The organism is Sphingobacterium paramultivorum (assembly GCF_014109745.1).
GTDB classification, from domain to species: Bacteria; Bacteroidota; Bacteroidia; order Sphingobacteriales; family Sphingobacteriaceae; genus Sphingobacterium; species Sphingobacterium paramultivorum.
The window spans coordinates 4,413,035-4,429,827 of the sequence record NZ_CP058555.1; the positions used below are offsets into that span (position 1 = coordinate 4,413,035).

Sequence of the window (16,793 nt, forward strand, 5' to 3'; positions counted from 1 at the left end):
ACAACAAAGATCATGCAAATGACTGTCTAGCTATTTCTCTCGACCAGCACCTCCATCAACTTAAGTGTATGTCTATGCAATACAAGATGCTTATTATGAGATTTAACCAAATCTATAGCATCCATTAAATCTAAAGATAATATTTTTTGTGACAATAGAACAGCAAAAATCATACTCCTGTTGTAGCCCATTGTACAATGTATAATCATATTTTCACCTCGCTTCAATTGCTGATAACTGATGACAAGCGCAGCCAATATCCTTTCGGCATCAGCCAGCGTAATTGCCGCTATATCCAACAATGGAAATGAATGATAGTTTTCCTGTACATGTAGGATCGCTATTTCTTCCAATTCTGCAGCCAGGTCAAAAACAACCAGATGCTTATTCAGACCAAGCACACGGAGCTCTCCGGTTGTCGTCCTCGGGCCTACATAACAACGTGGTAAAATCTCAAGCAATGGCGGATTATTACGACGTCTTACGAATCGCCACAACAACCAATAAATCCATTGGTATGGGCTATAAAACAATTTCTTAAAGCAGGGTATCCAACCTTTTTCATTTTTCAGAAACTTTGGATTATTGATAACATAATTTCTTCCTACCGCAATACAGACTAAGGATGGCCAACACAAAAGATATAATCCAAATGCATGAGTCCCACCCCATAATGCCAGTAACAGTAAACACCAGCCGATAGCGTAGTAAACGTTGCCAATTCCATGGTTTCTACGACAAACCTCGGCCTCCAAGTCTAATTTCCCCTTTTCGTCTAATTTCATCTTTTCGGTACCGGCCAAAAAGGGCAAATCCCCCGCCTTTAGCCTCGATAAAGCGCTGTCATGAAGCAATTCCGATGGAGATGGGAATAGGACAAATCCAACATGAGCCAGAATCAACGCTGTCAACACATCCACCAGATGGTGCTGATAAACGGTGAGTGTAGCAATCCCCATGAATAGCAGCCAAATCCCCACTACCCAGCGTGTCCAGCCTTTTAGCGGCCTACCGAGCACAGACCAAAACAGACATGCATACGCCACATGCAGCGAAGGTGCTTGATTAAATGGAGAGTCATGCTTATTCAAAAAGGTGAAGAAGAATTTAAAAACAGGATGCTCAACGCTAGGCCTATCAAAAGAAAATCGCAAGGGAAAAATAAAAAAACAACAAATAGAGACGATTGTAATGAAACTGAAACGCTTCGTATAGACCCAAAGCTCTTCTCGACTTCGACAACAGAAAGGAACCAAAGCGAAGAACAAACCGCTACTCATGTAGGGGATAATCATCCAAGAAACGAACGGCATAAAGTGTTCAAAAGGAAACACAAACGAAGATACAGTAGCCTGATTTGCAGCATGGACCGCAGCAGCAGAATAAGTCAACTGGAAAAATAGCGCACAATAAAGGAAAACAGCAAATTGCAGCCCCCTATTTTTCAGTCGTTTTTCATCCATTTGGCCTTCCTTGACATAATTTTATTCAACACAATATTTGGAAGTAGTCCCAGAGATGCCATCAACCACTTCATACGCTTCGGAAAAACGACTTGCTTCTTCTTCTGTTCGATAGCTGTCATTATACGCTCTGCTGCATCGTCTACAGGGATTAAGAATGGCTTTTTAGACAAATCTTGCTTATTGAGCGCTCTCAGTTTATCCGTATCAACATAGCCCGGAGCAATAACAGTAACCGCAATTCCATACGGATGGAGTGCCCTACGATACGCGTCAGCCACTTGGATTGCAGCACGCTTTGTCTTACTATATAGGCTTGAATTGGGAAAATGAAGCGTTCCCGAAACTGATGCAACGATTGCAATTTGTCCTTCCGACTGACTTTGCATAGCAGTTCTTGCCGCTTCAAAACAATTTAAAGTGCCCATCATATTGACCTGGAGCATAGCCACCGCCTCCTGATAGCTTATTTGTTGAGCAACGTCATCCGCGTAACTCCCTGTACAATTGATAAAGAGATCTAAAGGCATATGTGCACAAAATGAACTGACCGCATTTTGCAGGCTGCTCAATTGATATACATCGACTTCAAAACTTCTGATGCTATGTCCCCAGGAATATGCCGACATTTTCGTCAAATCACGCCCACATACCGCTACCTCCGCTCCTTGCTCAAGATAACGCTTGGCCAAAGCAAGGCCTATTCCACTTGTACCACCGGCAATAAATACTTTCATTTCAATGAATTTAATGTCACCTCATAGCCATAGTTCCATTGCGCTTCCATCGCTTCAGCAAATTCTTGTTGATCAATCGGGAAAGACAGCGTAACTTCAAATTTAGACCAATCAATTCCTTTTTTACAGTATTTCCCAGCTAATTGTTCCGCGGCATCCTGTGTATCAATCCAATGTGCATACGGAAACTGCTGTTCCAAATCTGTTAATCGTTTATTTCCGCTAAAGCCCAATACCGCCCGAACCAACGCTTCTTCTTGTGGTTTATAAGGTTGTTTTCGCTCACATATGATGTTTTGAGCAAGCGCCTTTGCTAGCTCCATTGGAACAAGATCAATTGCTCCACCCGTATAATAGGTTTTATTGGAGCATACAGGTTCAATATAAAACATATCGGACATCGAAATACGGGCCGCCTGTAGCATAGAAAACTCAGCGCTCAAATGAACAGCTTTAGCCACTGCACTATGCTTGTAATTATCATCCAAAATTCCTATTGTCTCAACCGGCACGTTTGCCAATACATCCTGAGTTCCCATCAACATCTTTTGATAGAGTTTCCGATCCCCACGCCGCTGCCCAACTTCAGACGGACTGAACAGCACTCTAGCGCCAACCACAAGTGCTGGAGTTTCTGCTGAGAATGGTCTATCCAATGTAGGCAATAGTGAGGAAAGATCCTGTTCCATATGGACAAGATAGCGATTAAAAACATCCTCAATAAAGGGCGCCCGTTTTCTGTTAAACTGTTTTTTCAAAACATACACGCCCAGCCTCCCCAAACGACGCTGTTCTGTAAGCCGATGATGCAGGAAAAACTGATAAAACTCGTCTGATTGCAGATAGGACTTGCGAGCTTCATGTGTATCAAAGGCCTGTATAACAGCCACTGCCATTGAACCACCACAGCTTGCGATAAGGAGATCTGGTTTTAAGCCCAGCTCATCTAACGCAGCATACATACCAAGATATAGACTGAACCGAGTTCCGCCCCCCGAAAATAAAACTGCACGTTGATAAGCCATCAGATTGAAATTTTAGTTAGCCTTCTCACTACCACATTCATCAAATTCTATTAATTCCCCAACAACAGGATAATCAAAACATAAAACAGTGGCGCATTGAAGATCAGACTATCGATACGATCCAATAATCCACCATGCCCAGGAATTAATGTCCCAGTATCTTTCACTCCTGTCTTTCTTTTCAGATAGGAAAAAAGGACATCTCCCCAGAATCCCAAAATACCGAAAAACAAACCGAACAACGAAAAGTATAGAAAATTCTGAAATGGCAGTAAGAAATAGCCCAATAAATTACTCAGTATAATTGTTAAGCTGATACCGCCCACACATCCCGCAATTGTCTTATTTGGACTAATACGCGGAACGATTTTACGTTTGCCAAAAAACTTACCCATCAGGTATTGAAAGACATCATTCAGTTCCGTTAGCACAACAATATATCCGATTAATTTTAGTCCTAGGAACGCGTTGCCATCCATTTTAATGGATCGGATAAAAGCTAAATGACTAAATGCAAGCAAACAAGCTACCGCGCCCAAAAACAGCCCGAATACAGCTCTCTTCTTAACCTTTAAACCATACTTGAAAAACAAGGCAGTCCCCAAACACAAGAAGCTAGCCAACAATAGATATGCTCGATAGGAACAAAAGTATAGGAGCAACGCTTGCAACAATGCCATGCAAAGAAACACCAATGGATGCGTCTTACATTCAGGGATAAACATACGAGCAAACTCGCGCATCCCCTGAAAGGTTATCCAGGCGACAAACAAGGGTGATAGTGTTGCAGGAACGAAGGCAACCGCCAGTACCAAGACAATATATCCCCAGCTTCTAACACGAACAGGAACATCTGCGAATTTGCCGTTGGCATCAGCCATGTGCCAAAGCCTTTCTCAATCGAGTTACCGAACTCAAAAGTAAGAGTAAGCACAAAACACCAAAAATATAACCTGAAACAGTAACCATTGAAATATGCAATAATGCTAAAATTCCATATACCCCCAACAGCAAAGCACGATCACTTTTACCCATCGGTCCATCGTAACGACGATCATTGGCAATCACCTTCCCGATCAATCCACAAAACTCATTCACAACACTTAATACGATAAAAGCGACGATCAGATATATGCTTTCCGGATGAAACTTCAACAAAGGAAAAAATAGCACGACATCCGAAACAATATCTCCGACTTCGTTCAAGACTTCGCCCGTCTTGCTAGTCTGATTAAAAAGTCGTGCCATCATGCCATCTAAGGCATTCAAAGCCATTCGTAATAACAATCCGATTGGCAGGGCCAAAAAGAAAATCGGGAAGCGATCAGCATACCAAAACAGTAAAGCAATGATCAAAGACAATACAATAGATCCGATCGTAATCTGGTTTGCCGTTACCTTTTTTCGATGCAAAAAGTTCAAGATCGGCATCAGCAACTGCTGAAATTTTGGTTTTAATTTATAAACAGAAATCATCTCGCGCTAGCTGTAATTTATTTTTTCATTTTTTTTAAAAAAAAATTTGCATAGTGTAATATATACACTATATTTGTGTCATCATAATTTAGGTTTATAATTGGTTATTTAAGGTTTTCATTCTCCCCGTTTGGAAACCTTTTTTTTGCCCTAAATTATGGATTACCATCGTCCACCGGCACCACCCCCGCCAGAAGATCCGCCACCAAAGCTTCCACCGCGACCACTACTACTAGATCCTCCACCAGAGCTACTCGATGTTGAACGCACTTTAACTGGAGTCGAGTGTTCACCATGAGATACCCGATGTCCACAATTCTTACATAAGTCAAAGCGTTCCTCCAATCCCTGCGAACTATAAGTTGCTGCACGTATCGTCTTGGTACGTCCAGTCTCAAAAGTTCGATAATGACATGCAGGACATTCACTGAACCCAACATTCTCGTCCCAGGGAACCAGCTTTGTTTCATTGGTCTCCTGATCTATCCAGATTTCGTACGAACGGCTACCAATTTTTTCCTCCAAAAGCTGCCCCTTATCCAGGTACGCACTTTCACGGGTAGATACATCATCCTTATTCATGCGCAACCAGCGACCAGATTGATCTGGAGGAACCAATCGAAGTTGATTCTTCCGAATGCGTTTATTTAATCCAATGAGATCAAATAGTGCCAATGGACTCAGTAATAGCGGAACCAAACCCCAGACGCGAAATTTACGTAGGGCCTTTTGAATATTTTCCTCATCCTGATAGGAATTAACAATTTGCGTGCGGCTTGCATTGTATTTCATGGCCAGGGTAATACTACCAAAAACAACTATAAAATAAGGTAGATTTTTCCACTGATAGACCTTCTCAAAATTATTGAGGGCAAATGCACAGATAAACACCGAGATAAACATTAATATCCCCATACAGCCGCATCCACTGACTAAAGGCGGAAAATATTTACTTTTTTTGGTCAACTTTCCTTTGATCGCTCGCGTCACCTCGCCCAACCAGATATAACAGATCGCAAATAAACCTAAAACCAACAGTGAATTTCGCAGAATAGGACTTTTAAAGCTCCAGACCGGCGTTGCCTCTGGCATCAAGCGTTCCAGCTCGGCCTTACTATCCGGTGAGGTAAGTATTGTCTTAATAAATTCTGCGGCCTCCTTAACACCGCGGTCGTAATCTTCATTCCTAAAATTGGGTACGAGATATTTTTCGCCAATACGTTTTAAATAGGCATCGGGCAAAATACTTTCCATACCATACCCTGTAATAAAACGGTATTCATGTCGGTCTTTAGCAATAAACAACAAAAGCCCATTGTTACTTTCCTTCTTACCGATACCCCAGGTATTGAATAATTTTAAGGCAAATTCGAAATCACTGTCGCCAACATAATCATTCACAACAACGATGGCAAATTCACCTTTTGTAGCAGCCTCAATCTGCGTCGATAAGCCATCTAATTCGGCCACTGTACTCGAGGATAGGATTCCATCCGGATTGGAGACAAAATAATCCTGTCCCTGTAATTTCGGGCTTGGCAAATTGTCGACGGTATAGGCGATAAATTGCCCGAAAGCTGACAGCCCGGGGAGGCAGCTTCCTACCCAAATCAATAAAAAAATATAAAAACGATGTAATCTCTGCATAGTTTTAGAACAACAAAATTTGGCTCATTGTCACGATATTAAGAAAAAAAAATCAAACAAAGGTTTTCATCAAAAAAAAGCCCATAATCAACCGATTATGGGCCTATATAATTCAATATTCGTTTAAGACGCTCTGTCCTATTAATGTATCCTAGCAATATGAAACTTTCCCATTCGCTGTCAATGACCAAGCCAGTGTAAAATCAAGACACCGATCAATCCAATAACAGAAACGAGCGTTTCCATCACCGTCCATGAGCGAAACGTATCCTTCATGCTCACTCCAAAATAAGATTTAAACATCCAAAACCCCGGATCGTTGACGTGTGAGAACATGAGACTACCCGCTCCCGTCGCTAGCACCATTAATTCAGGAGTAACCTCTCCTGCCCGCACAATGGGAAGCATAATGCCCGCTGCCGTGAGCCCAGCAACACTAGCCGAACCGATAACTAGGCGAATGATACCGGCTATTAACCATGCAAGCACAAGAGGCGACAAGCTCAGGTCTGCGGTTAGGTCAGCGATGTAATTCGCTACACCACTATCTACCAAAATTTGCTTGAAAGCGCCTGATGCTGCAATGATAAAAAGGATCATCATTATCCCGCGGATTGCTTCTTCCACACTTGCTGACTGCTCCCGCAAACTTTTGCCTTGGCGGATACCCATTGTGTACATCGCCATTAGCGATGCAATCATTAAAGCCACCACCGGGTCACCCAAGAAACGTAGTGCCTTCAGCCAAGAGGAGCTTTCTGAAAATATTAGATGGGAAAATGAACCAAAAGCAATTAAAATTATTGGAAAAAGCCCCGTAAATATACTAATTGCAAATCCGGGAAGCTCTTTTCGATCTGCTTGATTGTGTTCAGGAAAAAACTCAGTGGGCGGGTTGGTCGGAATACGCTTAAGCATCCTGCCAAAGAGCGGTCCACCGATAATTATGGCAGGAATTGCCACAATAATGCCATACGCCATTGTTAAACCTATATCCGCTTTGTAGGTAAGCGCTATGGCCGTAGCTCCCGGATGTGGAGGCAAATAACCGTGTGTCACGGACAGCGCTGCCAGCAACGGAATGGCGACGTAAAGCAAGGGCATTTTATTGGAAGCACATACCATGAAAACGAATGGTACTAAGACAATAAAACCGACATTGTAAAATAAGGGAATTCCTACTAAAAAGCCCGTGAGAACCATTGCCCAAGGTAAGTTCTTTTTGCCAAATACAGCCGTTAGTACCTTTGTAATCTTTTCTGCAGCACCACCCTCCGCCATCAATTTCCCCAGTAGAGCCCCGAAAGCCAACAATAGTGCCAACTGGCCCATAGTGGTACTCACTCCAGTTTCAACAGATTTAAGGATATCGACGGCACTCATATTCATCGCAAAACCAACCGCAACGGAGGTTATCAGTAATGAAAAGATCGTGTTTAACCTGACGACAGTGACTAAAAGAAGTAGTAAAGCTACTCCCAAAATAACGATGATTAGAGGCATAATAATTTATATCTAGTTAAAAATCACCTTCCAATATATGGTACAGGTGTTCAAATTTCTGGAAGTTTTTAATATATACAGCGTGATTCTCCGCACTCGGTTTATAACAGTGCTCGGTATCTTGCTTTCCTTCCGTTTGTTTGTTTTTTATAGTAGGCTCACCTCCCTGTATACCTAATGCTTCCAAGCCTATCAATGCTGCTCCCCATGCAGAGCTTTCTACTGTATTTTTGGTAAATACAGGTTTATTGAAAATGTCTGCAAGCATCTGCACCAACAACGATGAACGCGCTAAGCCGCCGCTTGCAAAGATCGTATGAATGGGACCGGTGTTCTCCTCTAATGCGATTCCTACACTGTAAATTGCAAACAACATCCCTTCCATCATGGCACGTGCAAAGTGCGCCCTGCCATGATGCAACTGTATTCCAAAATAAACACCTTTTGCATTGGAATTCCAATGTGGTGCCCGTTCACCAGTTAGATAGGGCAAGAATATCAAGCCCTCCGCCCCGGGAACGACGGAGTCGACCAAAGCATTTAACGACGCAGAAGGATCTCCATCTGCTTCCATTTGGGTAAATTCGCACAAAAAGTTGTCTCGAAACCAGTTGCGTAATACACCGCCATTGTTAACCGCACCACCAATTATATATTCATTTGGTCTAAGTAGATATGTAAATAGTCTTTGTTTTTTTTCTTGATTTGCCTGCGAACTTGCTACGCGAATAGCCCCACTGGTACCGACTGTTACCGAAGCCACTCCAGGACTTATAGCCCCTACCCCGAGATTAGCCAAACAACCATCGCTACCACCTATAACAAAAGGGGTATCTTCAGGGATGTGCATCAAGGCCGCAATTTCTCGGCTAGGCATATTTAAAATATAATCGACCGGAACTGGAGATGCTAGTTGCTCTTCCGATATACCCGCCAAGCTTAACGCCTGATCAGACCATGTTAGGTGATGTATGTCGAAAAGCCCTGTTGCAGATGCGATGGAATGATCGACTATGTAAACTCCAAAGAGCCGGTAAAAAAGAAATTCTTTGATACCGATAAACTTGTGCGACTGAGCAAATAATTTTTGATCGTTGGACTTTATCCACATTAATTTGCAAAGCAAAGACATGGGATGTATTGGTGTACCCGTCTGCTGATAAAGCAGCCTGCCCACCTCACTTGCCTCCAAGGCAACCGCAATATTCTCGCTTCTGCGATCTGCCCATATAATGCAATTGCTAAGTGGCTGCCCCGCCGAGTCAACAGCGATCAGTCCGTGCATAGCACTGCTCACCGAAATACATACGGGTTTCGGTAGCTCAGCACGAGATTGCCTTAAGCTAATCATTACATACCGAACAGCCTCAATACATGCAGCATAAACAATCTCCGGATCTTGCTCGTACCAGCCTTCCGACGGGTTTAATATAGGATAAGGTACACTATGCTGGGATAAGATGTTACCTTCGTAGTCAAATGCAACAGCTTTCGCAGATGATGTCCCAATGTCTAATCCAATGATCATAAATAAAATTGATGTTTAGGAGAGCTCAATATACGGATTATCTGTTGGTTTACAACAAAAGGCTCAATACCAGCAAACTAATTGGAGCGAGAAAAGCGCCGCATACCGATCTGCTGATAATTGTCTTTCATAGTATCAACAAAAATGGTAAATTTCAACTTAGAAAAACGGTATTAAACGATGAGTATAGATAAAAAGAATAACTACGATTTTGGAATAGTTGGACTCGGCGTAATGGGACGTAATTTATTGCTGAACATCGCCGACAACGGTTTCGCAGTAGCAGGACTAGACCTGGATCCACAGAAAGCGGAGTCATTGGAAGCTGAAGCAAGCGAAGGACATCGCATCAAAGTGACGACCCAAGTAGAAGAGTTTATCGGGGCTTTGCAACAACCCAGAGCAATTATGCTATTGGTGCCGGCCGGAAAGCCGGTAGATATGGCAATTGCCAGTCTTGTTCCGCTTTTGAATAAAGGAGATATAATCATCGACGGCGGAAACACGTACTTCGCGGATACAGACAGAAGGTTTAATGAGCTTTCCGTTTTGGGTATACATTTCTTCGGAATGGGCATATCGGGAGGAGAAAGTGGCGCTCGTCGCGGGCCAAGCTTGATGCCCGGTGGCGACAAAAAGGCATACGAAAGACTAAGACCAATATTTGAGGCGGTTTCGGCCAAGGTAATCGGCGAGCCCTGTGTGGAATTTTTAGGCAACGGGTCGGCCGGAAATTATGTAAAGATGGTGCATAACGGTATCGAATATGGTATCATGCAGTTAATTGCAGAGACCTATGACCTGATGAAAAGATTATATGGTTTTGACACCCAAACTATACAGCAGACCTTCGAAGAATGGAACAAGGGCGAACTAAACTCGTTCTTGCTTGAGATTACCGCTCAGATTCTGAAGAAAAAAGAAGGTGACCAGTATTTGGTGGACCTGATTTCAGATTGGGCAAGATCAAAAGGAACGGGTAAATGGACTTCGCAAAATGCGATGGATCTACAGGTGCCAGTCCCGGTGATTGATGCAGCGGTCAATATGCGCGATATGTCCAAATACAAACCCGAACGTTTGGAGGCAGCAAAATTACTTCAATGGGATGGACAAGCGGTTGATCTCCCCGCAGCAACACTCATTTCTCGCTTAAAAAATGCATTGTACTTTGTGATCATCACGACCTATGCGCAAGGTTTGGCACAGCTTACTGTTGCATCGGAAAGCTATAGCTATGAGTTAGATTTACAGGTGGTAACCAAAGTCTGGCGAGGCGGCTGCATTATTCGCGCGGCTTTGCTCGAGGATTTTAGAAAAGCCTATGCGGCTAATCCGGACTTGCGCAATATCCTACTCGATAGCACCATTGCACAAAAGTTGCTGAGTACACAGGCCAGCCTTCGCGAGGTATTGAAAGATGCTATCGCAAATGGGATACCCGTATCCGGATACGTAAACGCACTCTCTTATTTTGATGCCTATCGATCGGAAAAATTACCTACAAATATTATACAAGCACAACGAGACTATTTTGGTGCACATACCTATGAACGTATTGATCGGGAAGGTATCTTTCACACACTTTGGGATTAAGGAAAAAAAGCTTGAAGATTCGATTAATCTTAATTAAAAACGCAAAAAAGCGGCTTTTATATAAAAAAGCCGCTTTTTATAACTGAGCCCCCTATCGGGGTTTATACTACGTCTATTTAGATGCTAACGTTCAATATCCTTCAAGCTACTCATCTTCTTGTATTCCAAGAAACCTTTAATATCCTCAAAATGTTCGCGTACGCGTTTATTTCCGAATTCAAAGACTTTCTCAGCCAAACCATCCAAGAAGTCACGGTCGTGCGAAACAAGGATCAGCGTACCATCGAAATCTTTCAAAGCATCTTTGATAATGTCCTTTGTCTTCATGTCCAAATGGTTTGTCGGCTCATCGAGAATTAATACATTTACCGGTTCCAACAACAATTTTATCATCGCCAGACGTGTTCTTTCTCCTCCGGACAGCACTTTCACCTTTTTAGTTGTATCATCGCCACTAAACATAAAGGCTCCTAAAAGATCTTTCATTTTAACACGCACTTCACCTACAGCGATTTGATCAATGGTATCAAAAACGGTCATCTCTCCATCAAGCAATGCGGCCTGATTTTGTGCAAAGTACCCAATTTTTGCATTGTGGCCGACTTTCAAGGTACCCTCAAAATCGATCTCACCCATAATTGCTTTAATCATGGTCGATTTACCCTCACCGTTCTTCCCGACAAAAGCGACCTTTTCACCACGTTCGATGACCATATTTGCTTTTTGAAAAACAACGTGTTCATCATAAACCTTCGTTAGATCCTCAACGATAACAGGATATTGACCCGAGCGCGGGGATGGTGGAAATTTAAGACGCAGTGCGGAAGTATCTACCTCGTCGATCTCAATGATTTCCAATTTCTCCAACATCTTTACACGCGATTGCACCTGCAATGTTTTAGAATAGGTACCTCTGAAACGATCGATAAACTCCTGATTGTCCGCAATAAAGCGTTGTTGCTCTTCGTACGCTTTTAGCTGATGCTGGCGACGCTCCTGACGTAACTCCAAGTAATGACTGTACTTGGCACGATAGTCATAAATGCGTCCCATCGTCACTTCGATGGTCCGATTGGTGATATTGTCCACAAATGTCCTATCGTGCGAAATAACAATAACTGCTTTAGCCGAATTGACCAAGAAATCTTCCAGCCATTGAATACTCTCGATATCCATGTGGTTGGTTGGCTCATCCAATAAAATCAAATCAGGCTTTTTCAATAATATTTTAGCTAATTCGATACGCATCCGCCAGCCACCGGAAAACTCAGAAGTCTGTCTTGTAAAATCCGAACGCTCAAAACCCAGCCCCTTCAATACCTTTTCAACCTCTGCATCATAGTTAACTTCCTCAATCGAATAGAACTTTTCACTTAATTCGGATACACGTTCGATCAATTGCATATAATCGTCAGACTCATAGTCTGTGCGGATATTTAATTGCTCATTCAGGTTCTCCAGTTCATCACGCATCCCATAGACTTCTTCGAAAGCCTTTGATGTTTCTTCAAAAACGGTCACGTTATCCTCCGTTAGCAAATGCTGCGGTAAATAGGCGATAATCGCATCTTTTGGACCAGCAACATTACCTGCAGTAGGTTTACCCACTCCAGCGATAATTTTTAGTAAGGTAGATTTGCCGGCACCGTTTTTACCCATCAATGCGATCTTATCATTCTCATTAATGGAAAATGATACATCTGAAAAAAGAGTCGTTCCCCCAAAGGAAACAGAAATATTATTTACGTCAATCACTGTATATACACTTAATTTTGGCACAAAGATAAGCGAATCAATCTTATAAATGGTGCATTTTTGTGTATCTTTGCCACATGCGTTTTGATATTATTACGGTCTTACCTGACCTCTTGGAAAGTCCATTTGCACACTCTATTTTACAACGAGCAAAGAATAAAGGCTTGGCTGAAATTTATGTCCACAATTTAAGAGACTATTCAACAAATAAACACAAAAGTGTCGATGATTATCCCTATGGAGGCGGATCGGGCATGGTCCTTCAAATCGAACCCTTTGCCAAGTGTATTGAGCAATTGCAAGCTGAACGGGAATACGATGAGATCATTTACATGACTCCCGACGGGGAAACATTCAATCAGGATATTGCGAACGGATTATCTACAAAAGGAAATATGATGATTCTCTGTGGGCATTACAAGGGAATAGATCAACGTATCCGTGATATTTACGTAACAAAGGAGATTTCGGTCGGTGATTATGTATTGTCCGGAGGAGAGCTTCCGGCTGCGATTGTTACAGATGCTGTTATCCGTCTGATTCCCGGAGTTTTGTCGGATGAAACATCCGCGCTTTCAGATTCTTTTCAGGATGGATTACTTGACGCGCCTATCTATACACGCCCTGCAGACTGGAAAGGCCACAAAGTACCTGATATTCTCCTCAGTGGTCATGAGGCAAAAATCGCTGCATGGAAAGATGAACAACAGTTAAAAAGAACGCAAGAAAGACGTCCTGATTTATTAAATGATTAAGAAATAAGGTGAATTTTTGTTTTTTTATCACAAAAAGTTTGCTTATTTATTTTTTTTTATAAATTTGTGTAATAATGACACGAAGATATACAAATACAAATTGGTGGTGGCCTGAAGCAATAAGCATCGGGAACTAATTGGTATTGTCATAATATTTCATAATCAACCAAAACCATTTATGGAAATTCCAACCCCGATGCTGACCAGTATCGGGGTTTTTTTATGCAAAATTTACAACAAGAAGATAAGACACAAAAAATGAAGTATACATTCAAAACACAAACCAGAAAGTTGCTTGCGGATACAACTACACCAGTGAGCATCTATCTTCGCCTAAGAGATATCTTTCCAAACTCATTGTTACTGGAAAGTTCCGACTACCATAGTCGCGACAACAACATAAGTTACATCTGTTGTCAACCAATCGCTGGGATCCAGCTCGATGAGAAAGAGCTGACGCTCACTTATCCGGGTAGAGAACGTATCGTAAAAAATGCGCACGAAATCGAATTACGTCAAGAAGTTTCCGATTTTAGAAATTCCTTCGAAGATCATACAATTGCTGAACTTAACTTGATCTCCAATGGCCTATTTGGTTACTTCACCTTCGATTGTATTGAACACTTTGAAGACATCAAACTAACAACAATGGTAGATCCAGCACGGAAAATACCGTTTATGCAATATCATGTTTACAAATATGTCATTGCCATCGACCACTTCCGTAATCAACTCTATATTTTTGAACATCTGCTGGATGACGAAGAATCAGAACTTGAAAGAATGCAGTTCCTTATTCAGAACAAAAACTTTCCCGAATATACCTTCAAACTAGCCGGTGAGGAAAGCTCCAATCGTACCGATGAAGAACACCGTCAGTTGGTCAAAAAGATGAAAGAGCATATACAACGTGGTGATGTATTCCAGATCGTTCCATCCAGAGGCTTTAAGACACCGTTCTCCGGGGATGAATTTAATGTCTATCGTGCGCTCCGCTCCATCAACCCTTCGCCCTATCTTTTCTATTTTGATTATGGTGACTTTAAACTTTTCGGATCATCGCCTGAGGCTCAATTGCGTATCCACGGGAAACAAGCGACAATTTTCCCTATTGCAGGAACATTCAAACGGACAGGCAACATGGAGGAAGATCAAAAAATAGCCACCAAGCTCAAAGAAGACCCTAAAGAAACTTCAGAACATGTTATGCTCGTCGATCTTGCCCGCAATGACTTAAGTAGACATTGCACCCAAGTTAAAGTTGAGTCCTACATGGAACCACAATATTACTCGCATATTATCCACTTGGTCTCCAAAGTAACGGGCACATTAAAAGATAATATCAACCCATTTGACATCGTAGGTGATACATATCCAGCGGGTACGCTTTCAGGTGCTCCAAAACATATGGCGTTGACATTGATTGATCGTTATGAAGGATTACAACGCTCATTTTATTCGGGTGCAATTGGATTTATGGGTTTTAACGGAGATTTTAATCATGCCATTATGATTCGTTCCTTCCTAAGTAAGCAAAACACCTTACATTATCAGGCCGGTGGCGGTATCGTACTAGATTCAGACCCTGAAATGGAGCTACAAGAAGTAAATAACAAAATTGCTGCGCTACGAAAAGCATTACAATTAGCAGAAACATTATGATCAGACCATTGGAATACTGTGTCAACAAGCAACATATCCATGATTCGGTAGACACCATTGACAACCGCATCGTTGAGCTATTGGCATTACGAAAAACCTATATTGGCAAAGGCAAGTCTTTAAACGATGAGCAAAACGGAGAGCAGAATATTATACGGAACCTGGACAGTAATTATGTCCTACTGGCAAAAAGATTTCATTTGCCAATCGTATTTATTCAGTCCATATTCCAGGAAATTGAAAATTATATTAATCAAGATTTTATAGCAAAAGGTTATGAGCAACAATAAAATAGTCGTTATAGACAACTACGATTCGTTCACCTACAACTTGGTCCATTTGTTACAGGAATTAGATCAAGAATATGTTGTATGGAGAAATGATAAATTTAAACTGGAAGATATTGATGCTTTCGATAAAATACTTCTTTCGCCGGGCCCAGGTATTCCAGAAGAAGCTGGATTATTACTTGATGTTATCCGTACCTACGCCCCACATAAAAGTATATTGGGTATTTGCTTAGGCCAACAGGCTATTGCAGAAGTCTTTGGTGGTACACTATTCAATATGGAAAAACCTTTGCATGGCGTAGCAACAAATATTACTGTTGTTGATGAGTCAGAGAAATTGTTTCGGGACTTCCCAAAAGATTCCAAAATTGGACGCTACCATTCTTGGGCCGTAAACAAAGACAGCCTACCAGCTAGCCTCAAGGTAACGGCGATCGACGAGAATGGCATCATTATGGCCTTAACCCATACCGAATACGATGTAAGGGGAATGCAGTTCCACCCAGAGTCGGTATTGACCACAAATGGTAAAAAATTAATTGAAAACTGGTTGGGAATCTAACATCTAAAAAAATGACTATACTTGATAAAATCATTGAACGAAAAAAAATAGAAGTAGAAAAAGCAAAAGCTTTAGTTCCTTTGGAAGAGCTATTAAACTATCCCTATTTCAGTGTGGCTTGTCTATCGTTGAGAGAATCTATTCTTGATCCTGAAAAAACAGGAATTATAGCTGAATACAAAAGAGCATCGCCATCAAAAGGAGACATCAATAGTACTTCAGCAGTGGAAGATGTTGTAAAGGCATACGAGGAGGCAGGTGCTTCGGCAGTCTCGGTTCTCACTGATGGTGAATTTTTCAAAGGCAATTTAGAAGATCTATCGAAAGCACGTAAGGCTATTAGCATTCCTATCTTAAGAAAAGAATTCATCGTGGATAAATATCAGATCACCGAAGCAAAAGCTTATGGAGCAGATATCATCCTTTTAATTGCAGCATGTCTGAAAAAGGAGGAAATACAGGAATTTGCAGCCTATGCACACCAATTGGGTTTAAATGTTTTACTTGAGGTACACAATGAACAGGAACTGTTGGATAATCTTTTCGATGACATTGACGCAATTGGTGTCAATAATAGAAACCTTAAAGATTTTTCAGTCGACATTCAGCATTCTTATGATCTCCTGAACAAAATACCAACAGAATATATTAAAGTATCTGAGAGCGGTATAGCTGATCCTTCGACAATTAAAGCCTTAAAAAAAGCCGGATTCCAGGGATTTTTAATTGGTGAAAATTTCATGAAGACAGCCGATCCTGGACAAGCTATCAAAGACTTTGTAAAAGAAATATAG

At 41.7% G+C, this 16,793-nt stretch carries 16 protein-coding genes; 7 read left to right on the top strand and 9 right to left on the bottom strand.

Features of this window, described 5'->3' with window-relative positions:
- Positions 1-26: 26 nt before the first annotated feature.
- The 8 genes from HS960_RS18535 to HS960_RS18570 form a co-directional block, all read right to left on the bottom strand.
- Complete coding sequence (locus HS960_RS18535; RefSeq protein ID WP_159731415.1) at positions 27-1,463, bottom strand: phosphatase PAP2 family protein; 1,437 nt, start codon at positions 1,461-1,463, stop codon at positions 27-29.
- A complete protein-coding gene (locus HS960_RS18540) occupies positions 1,445-2,200 on the bottom strand; it encodes an SDR family NAD(P)-dependent oxidoreductase (RefSeq protein WP_153844905.1) in 756 nt (251 codons plus the stop codon). Before HS960_RS18540 ends, HS960_RS18535 begins: the two co-directional genes overlap by 19 nt.
- On the bottom strand, positions 2,197-3,225 hold the full coding sequence (locus HS960_RS18545; protein WP_159731417.1) for a patatin-like phospholipase family protein: 1,029 nt from the start codon (positions 3,223-3,225) through the stop codon (positions 2,197-2,199). Before HS960_RS18545 ends, HS960_RS18540 begins: the two co-directional genes overlap by 4 nt.
- 50 nt (positions 3,226-3,275) lie before the next feature.
- On the bottom strand, positions 3,276-4,106 hold the full coding sequence (locus HS960_RS18550; protein WP_159731419.1) for a phosphatidate cytidylyltransferase: 831 nt from the start codon (positions 4,104-4,106) through the stop codon (positions 3,276-3,278).
- Positions 4,099-4,701 (bottom strand): CDP-alcohol phosphatidyltransferase family protein, encoded by a 603-nt coding sequence (locus tag HS960_RS18555; RefSeq protein ID WP_075990835.1) that lies wholly within the window; start codon positions 4,699-4,701, stop codon positions 4,099-4,101. Before HS960_RS18555 ends, HS960_RS18550 begins: the two co-directional genes overlap by 8 nt.
- Before the next feature lie 162 nt (positions 4,702-4,863).
- Positions 4,864-6,348 carry a TPM domain-containing protein gene (locus tag HS960_RS18560; RefSeq protein ID WP_182330320.1) on the bottom strand — a complete coding sequence of 495 codons (1,485 nt, stop codon included), beginning with the start codon at positions 6,346-6,348 and terminating at the stop codon, positions 4,864-4,866.
- A 180-nt stretch (positions 6,349-6,528) separates the two neighbouring features.
- The gene (locus HS960_RS18565; protein ID WP_153844902.1) at positions 6,529-7,851 is read right to left on the bottom strand and encodes a gluconate:H+ symporter; all 1,323 of its coding nucleotides are present in this window, start codon (positions 7,849-7,851) and stop codon (positions 6,529-6,531) included.
- A 16-nt stretch (positions 7,852-7,867) separates the two neighbouring features.
- Complete coding sequence (locus tag HS960_RS18570) at positions 7,868-9,379, bottom strand: gluconokinase (RefSeq protein ID WP_159731421.1); 1,512 nt, start codon at positions 9,377-9,379, stop codon at positions 7,868-7,870.
- Between the two features lie 11 nt (positions 9,380-9,390).
- Here HS960_RS18570 and HS960_RS18575 point away from each other — a divergent pair, with 11 nt between their 5' ends.
- Together HS960_RS18575 and gndA are read left to right on the top strand one after the other, a co-directional pair.
- Positions 9,391-9,573, top strand: a complete 183-nt coding sequence (locus HS960_RS18575; RefSeq protein WP_182330322.1) for a hypothetical protein — start codon at positions 9,391-9,393, stop codon at positions 9,571-9,573.
- Positions 9,560-10,975, top strand: a complete 1,416-nt coding sequence (gene gndA / locus HS960_RS18580; protein WP_182330324.1) for an NADP-dependent phosphogluconate dehydrogenase — start codon at positions 9,560-9,562, stop codon at positions 10,973-10,975. The genes HS960_RS18575 and gndA overlap by 14 nt, the downstream gene beginning before the upstream one ends.
- 123 nt (positions 10,976-11,098) lie before the next feature.
- Here gndA and HS960_RS18585 read toward each other — a convergent pair whose 3' ends face one another.
- Entirely contained in the window at positions 11,099-12,730 is a 1,632-nt protein-coding gene (locus tag HS960_RS18585; protein ID WP_182330326.1) for an ABC-F family ATP-binding cassette domain-containing protein, read from the bottom strand.
- 77 nt (positions 12,731-12,807) lie between these two features.
- Here HS960_RS18585 and trmD point away from each other — a divergent pair, with 77 nt between their 5' ends.
- The 5 genes from trmD (at position 12,808) to trpC (ending at position 16,793) form a co-directional block, all read left to right on the top strand.
- A complete protein-coding gene (gene trmD / locus HS960_RS18590; protein ID WP_088160046.1) occupies positions 12,808-13,485 on the top strand; it encodes a tRNA (guanosine(37)-N1)-methyltransferase TrmD in 678 nt (225 codons plus the stop codon).
- A gap of 258 nt (positions 13,486-13,743) precedes the next feature.
- The gene (locus HS960_RS18595; protein WP_153844898.1) at positions 13,744-15,147 is read left to right on the top strand and encodes an anthranilate synthase component I family protein; all 1,404 of its coding nucleotides are present in this window, start codon (positions 13,744-13,746) and stop codon (positions 15,145-15,147) included.
- The gene (locus HS960_RS18600; RefSeq protein ID WP_153844897.1) at positions 15,144-15,437 is read left to right on the top strand and encodes an isochorismate pyruvate-lyase; all 294 of its coding nucleotides are present in this window, start codon (positions 15,144-15,146) and stop codon (positions 15,435-15,437) included. The genes HS960_RS18595 and HS960_RS18600 overlap by 4 nt, the downstream gene beginning before the upstream one ends.
- Complete coding sequence (locus HS960_RS18605; RefSeq protein WP_153844896.1) at positions 15,424-15,999, top strand: anthranilate synthase component II; 576 nt, start codon at positions 15,424-15,426, stop codon at positions 15,997-15,999. Before HS960_RS18600 ends, HS960_RS18605 begins: the two co-directional genes overlap by 14 nt.
- 11 nt (positions 16,000-16,010) lie before the next feature.
- Entirely contained in the window at positions 16,011-16,793 is a 783-nt protein-coding gene (gene trpC, locus HS960_RS18610) for an indole-3-glycerol phosphate synthase TrpC (RefSeq protein WP_153844895.1), read from the top strand.

Bases quoted from the DNA above. Each gene is read 5' to 3' on its own strand.
- HS960_RS18535 (WP_159731415.1), bottom strand. From the start codon at position 1,463: ATGGATGAAAAACGACTGAAAAATAGGGGGCTGCAATTTGCTGTTTTC.
- HS960_RS18540 (WP_153844905.1), bottom strand. From the start codon at position 2,200: ATGAAAGTATTTATTGCCGGTGGTACAAGTGGAATAGGCCTTGCTTTG.
- HS960_RS18545 (WP_159731417.1), bottom strand. From the start codon at position 3,225: ATGGCTTATCAACGTGCAGTTTTATTTTCGGGGGGCGGAACTCGGTTC.
- HS960_RS18550 (WP_159731419.1), bottom strand. From the start codon at position 4,106: ATGGCTGATGCCAACGGCAAATTCGCAGATGTTCCTGTTCGTGTTAGA.
- HS960_RS18555 (WP_075990835.1), bottom strand. From the start codon at position 4,701: ATGATTTCTGTTTATAAATTAAAACCAAAATTTCAGCAGTTGCTGATG.
- HS960_RS18560 (WP_182330320.1), bottom strand. From the start codon at position 6,348: ATGCAGAGATTACATCGTTTTTATATTTTTTTATTGATTTGGGTAGGA.
- HS960_RS18565 (WP_153844902.1), bottom strand. From the start codon at position 7,851: ATGCCTCTAATCATCGTTATTTTGGGAGTAGCTTTACTACTTCTTTTA.
- HS960_RS18570 (WP_159731421.1), bottom strand. From the start codon at position 9,379: ATGATCATTGGATTAGACATTGGGACATCATCTGCGAAAGCTGTTGCA.
- HS960_RS18575 (WP_182330322.1), top strand. From the start codon at position 9,391: ATGTTTAGGAGAGCTCAATATACGGATTATCTGTTGGTTTACAACAAA.
- gndA (WP_182330324.1), top strand. From the start codon at position 9,560: ATGAGTATAGATAAAAAGAATAACTACGATTTTGGAATAGTTGGACTC.
- trmD (WP_088160046.1), top strand. From the start codon at position 12,808: ATGCGTTTTGATATTATTACGGTCTTACCTGACCTCTTGGAAAGTCCA.
- HS960_RS18595 (WP_153844898.1), top strand. From the start codon at position 13,744: ATGAAGTATACATTCAAAACACAAACCAGAAAGTTGCTTGCGGATACA.
- HS960_RS18600 (WP_153844897.1), top strand. From the start codon at position 15,144: ATGATCAGACCATTGGAATACTGTGTCAACAAGCAACATATCCATGAT.
- HS960_RS18605 (WP_153844896.1), top strand. From the start codon at position 15,424: ATGAGCAACAATAAAATAGTCGTTATAGACAACTACGATTCGTTCACC.
- trpC (WP_153844895.1), top strand. From the start codon at position 16,011: ATGACTATACTTGATAAAATCATTGAACGAAAAAAAATAGAAGTAGAA.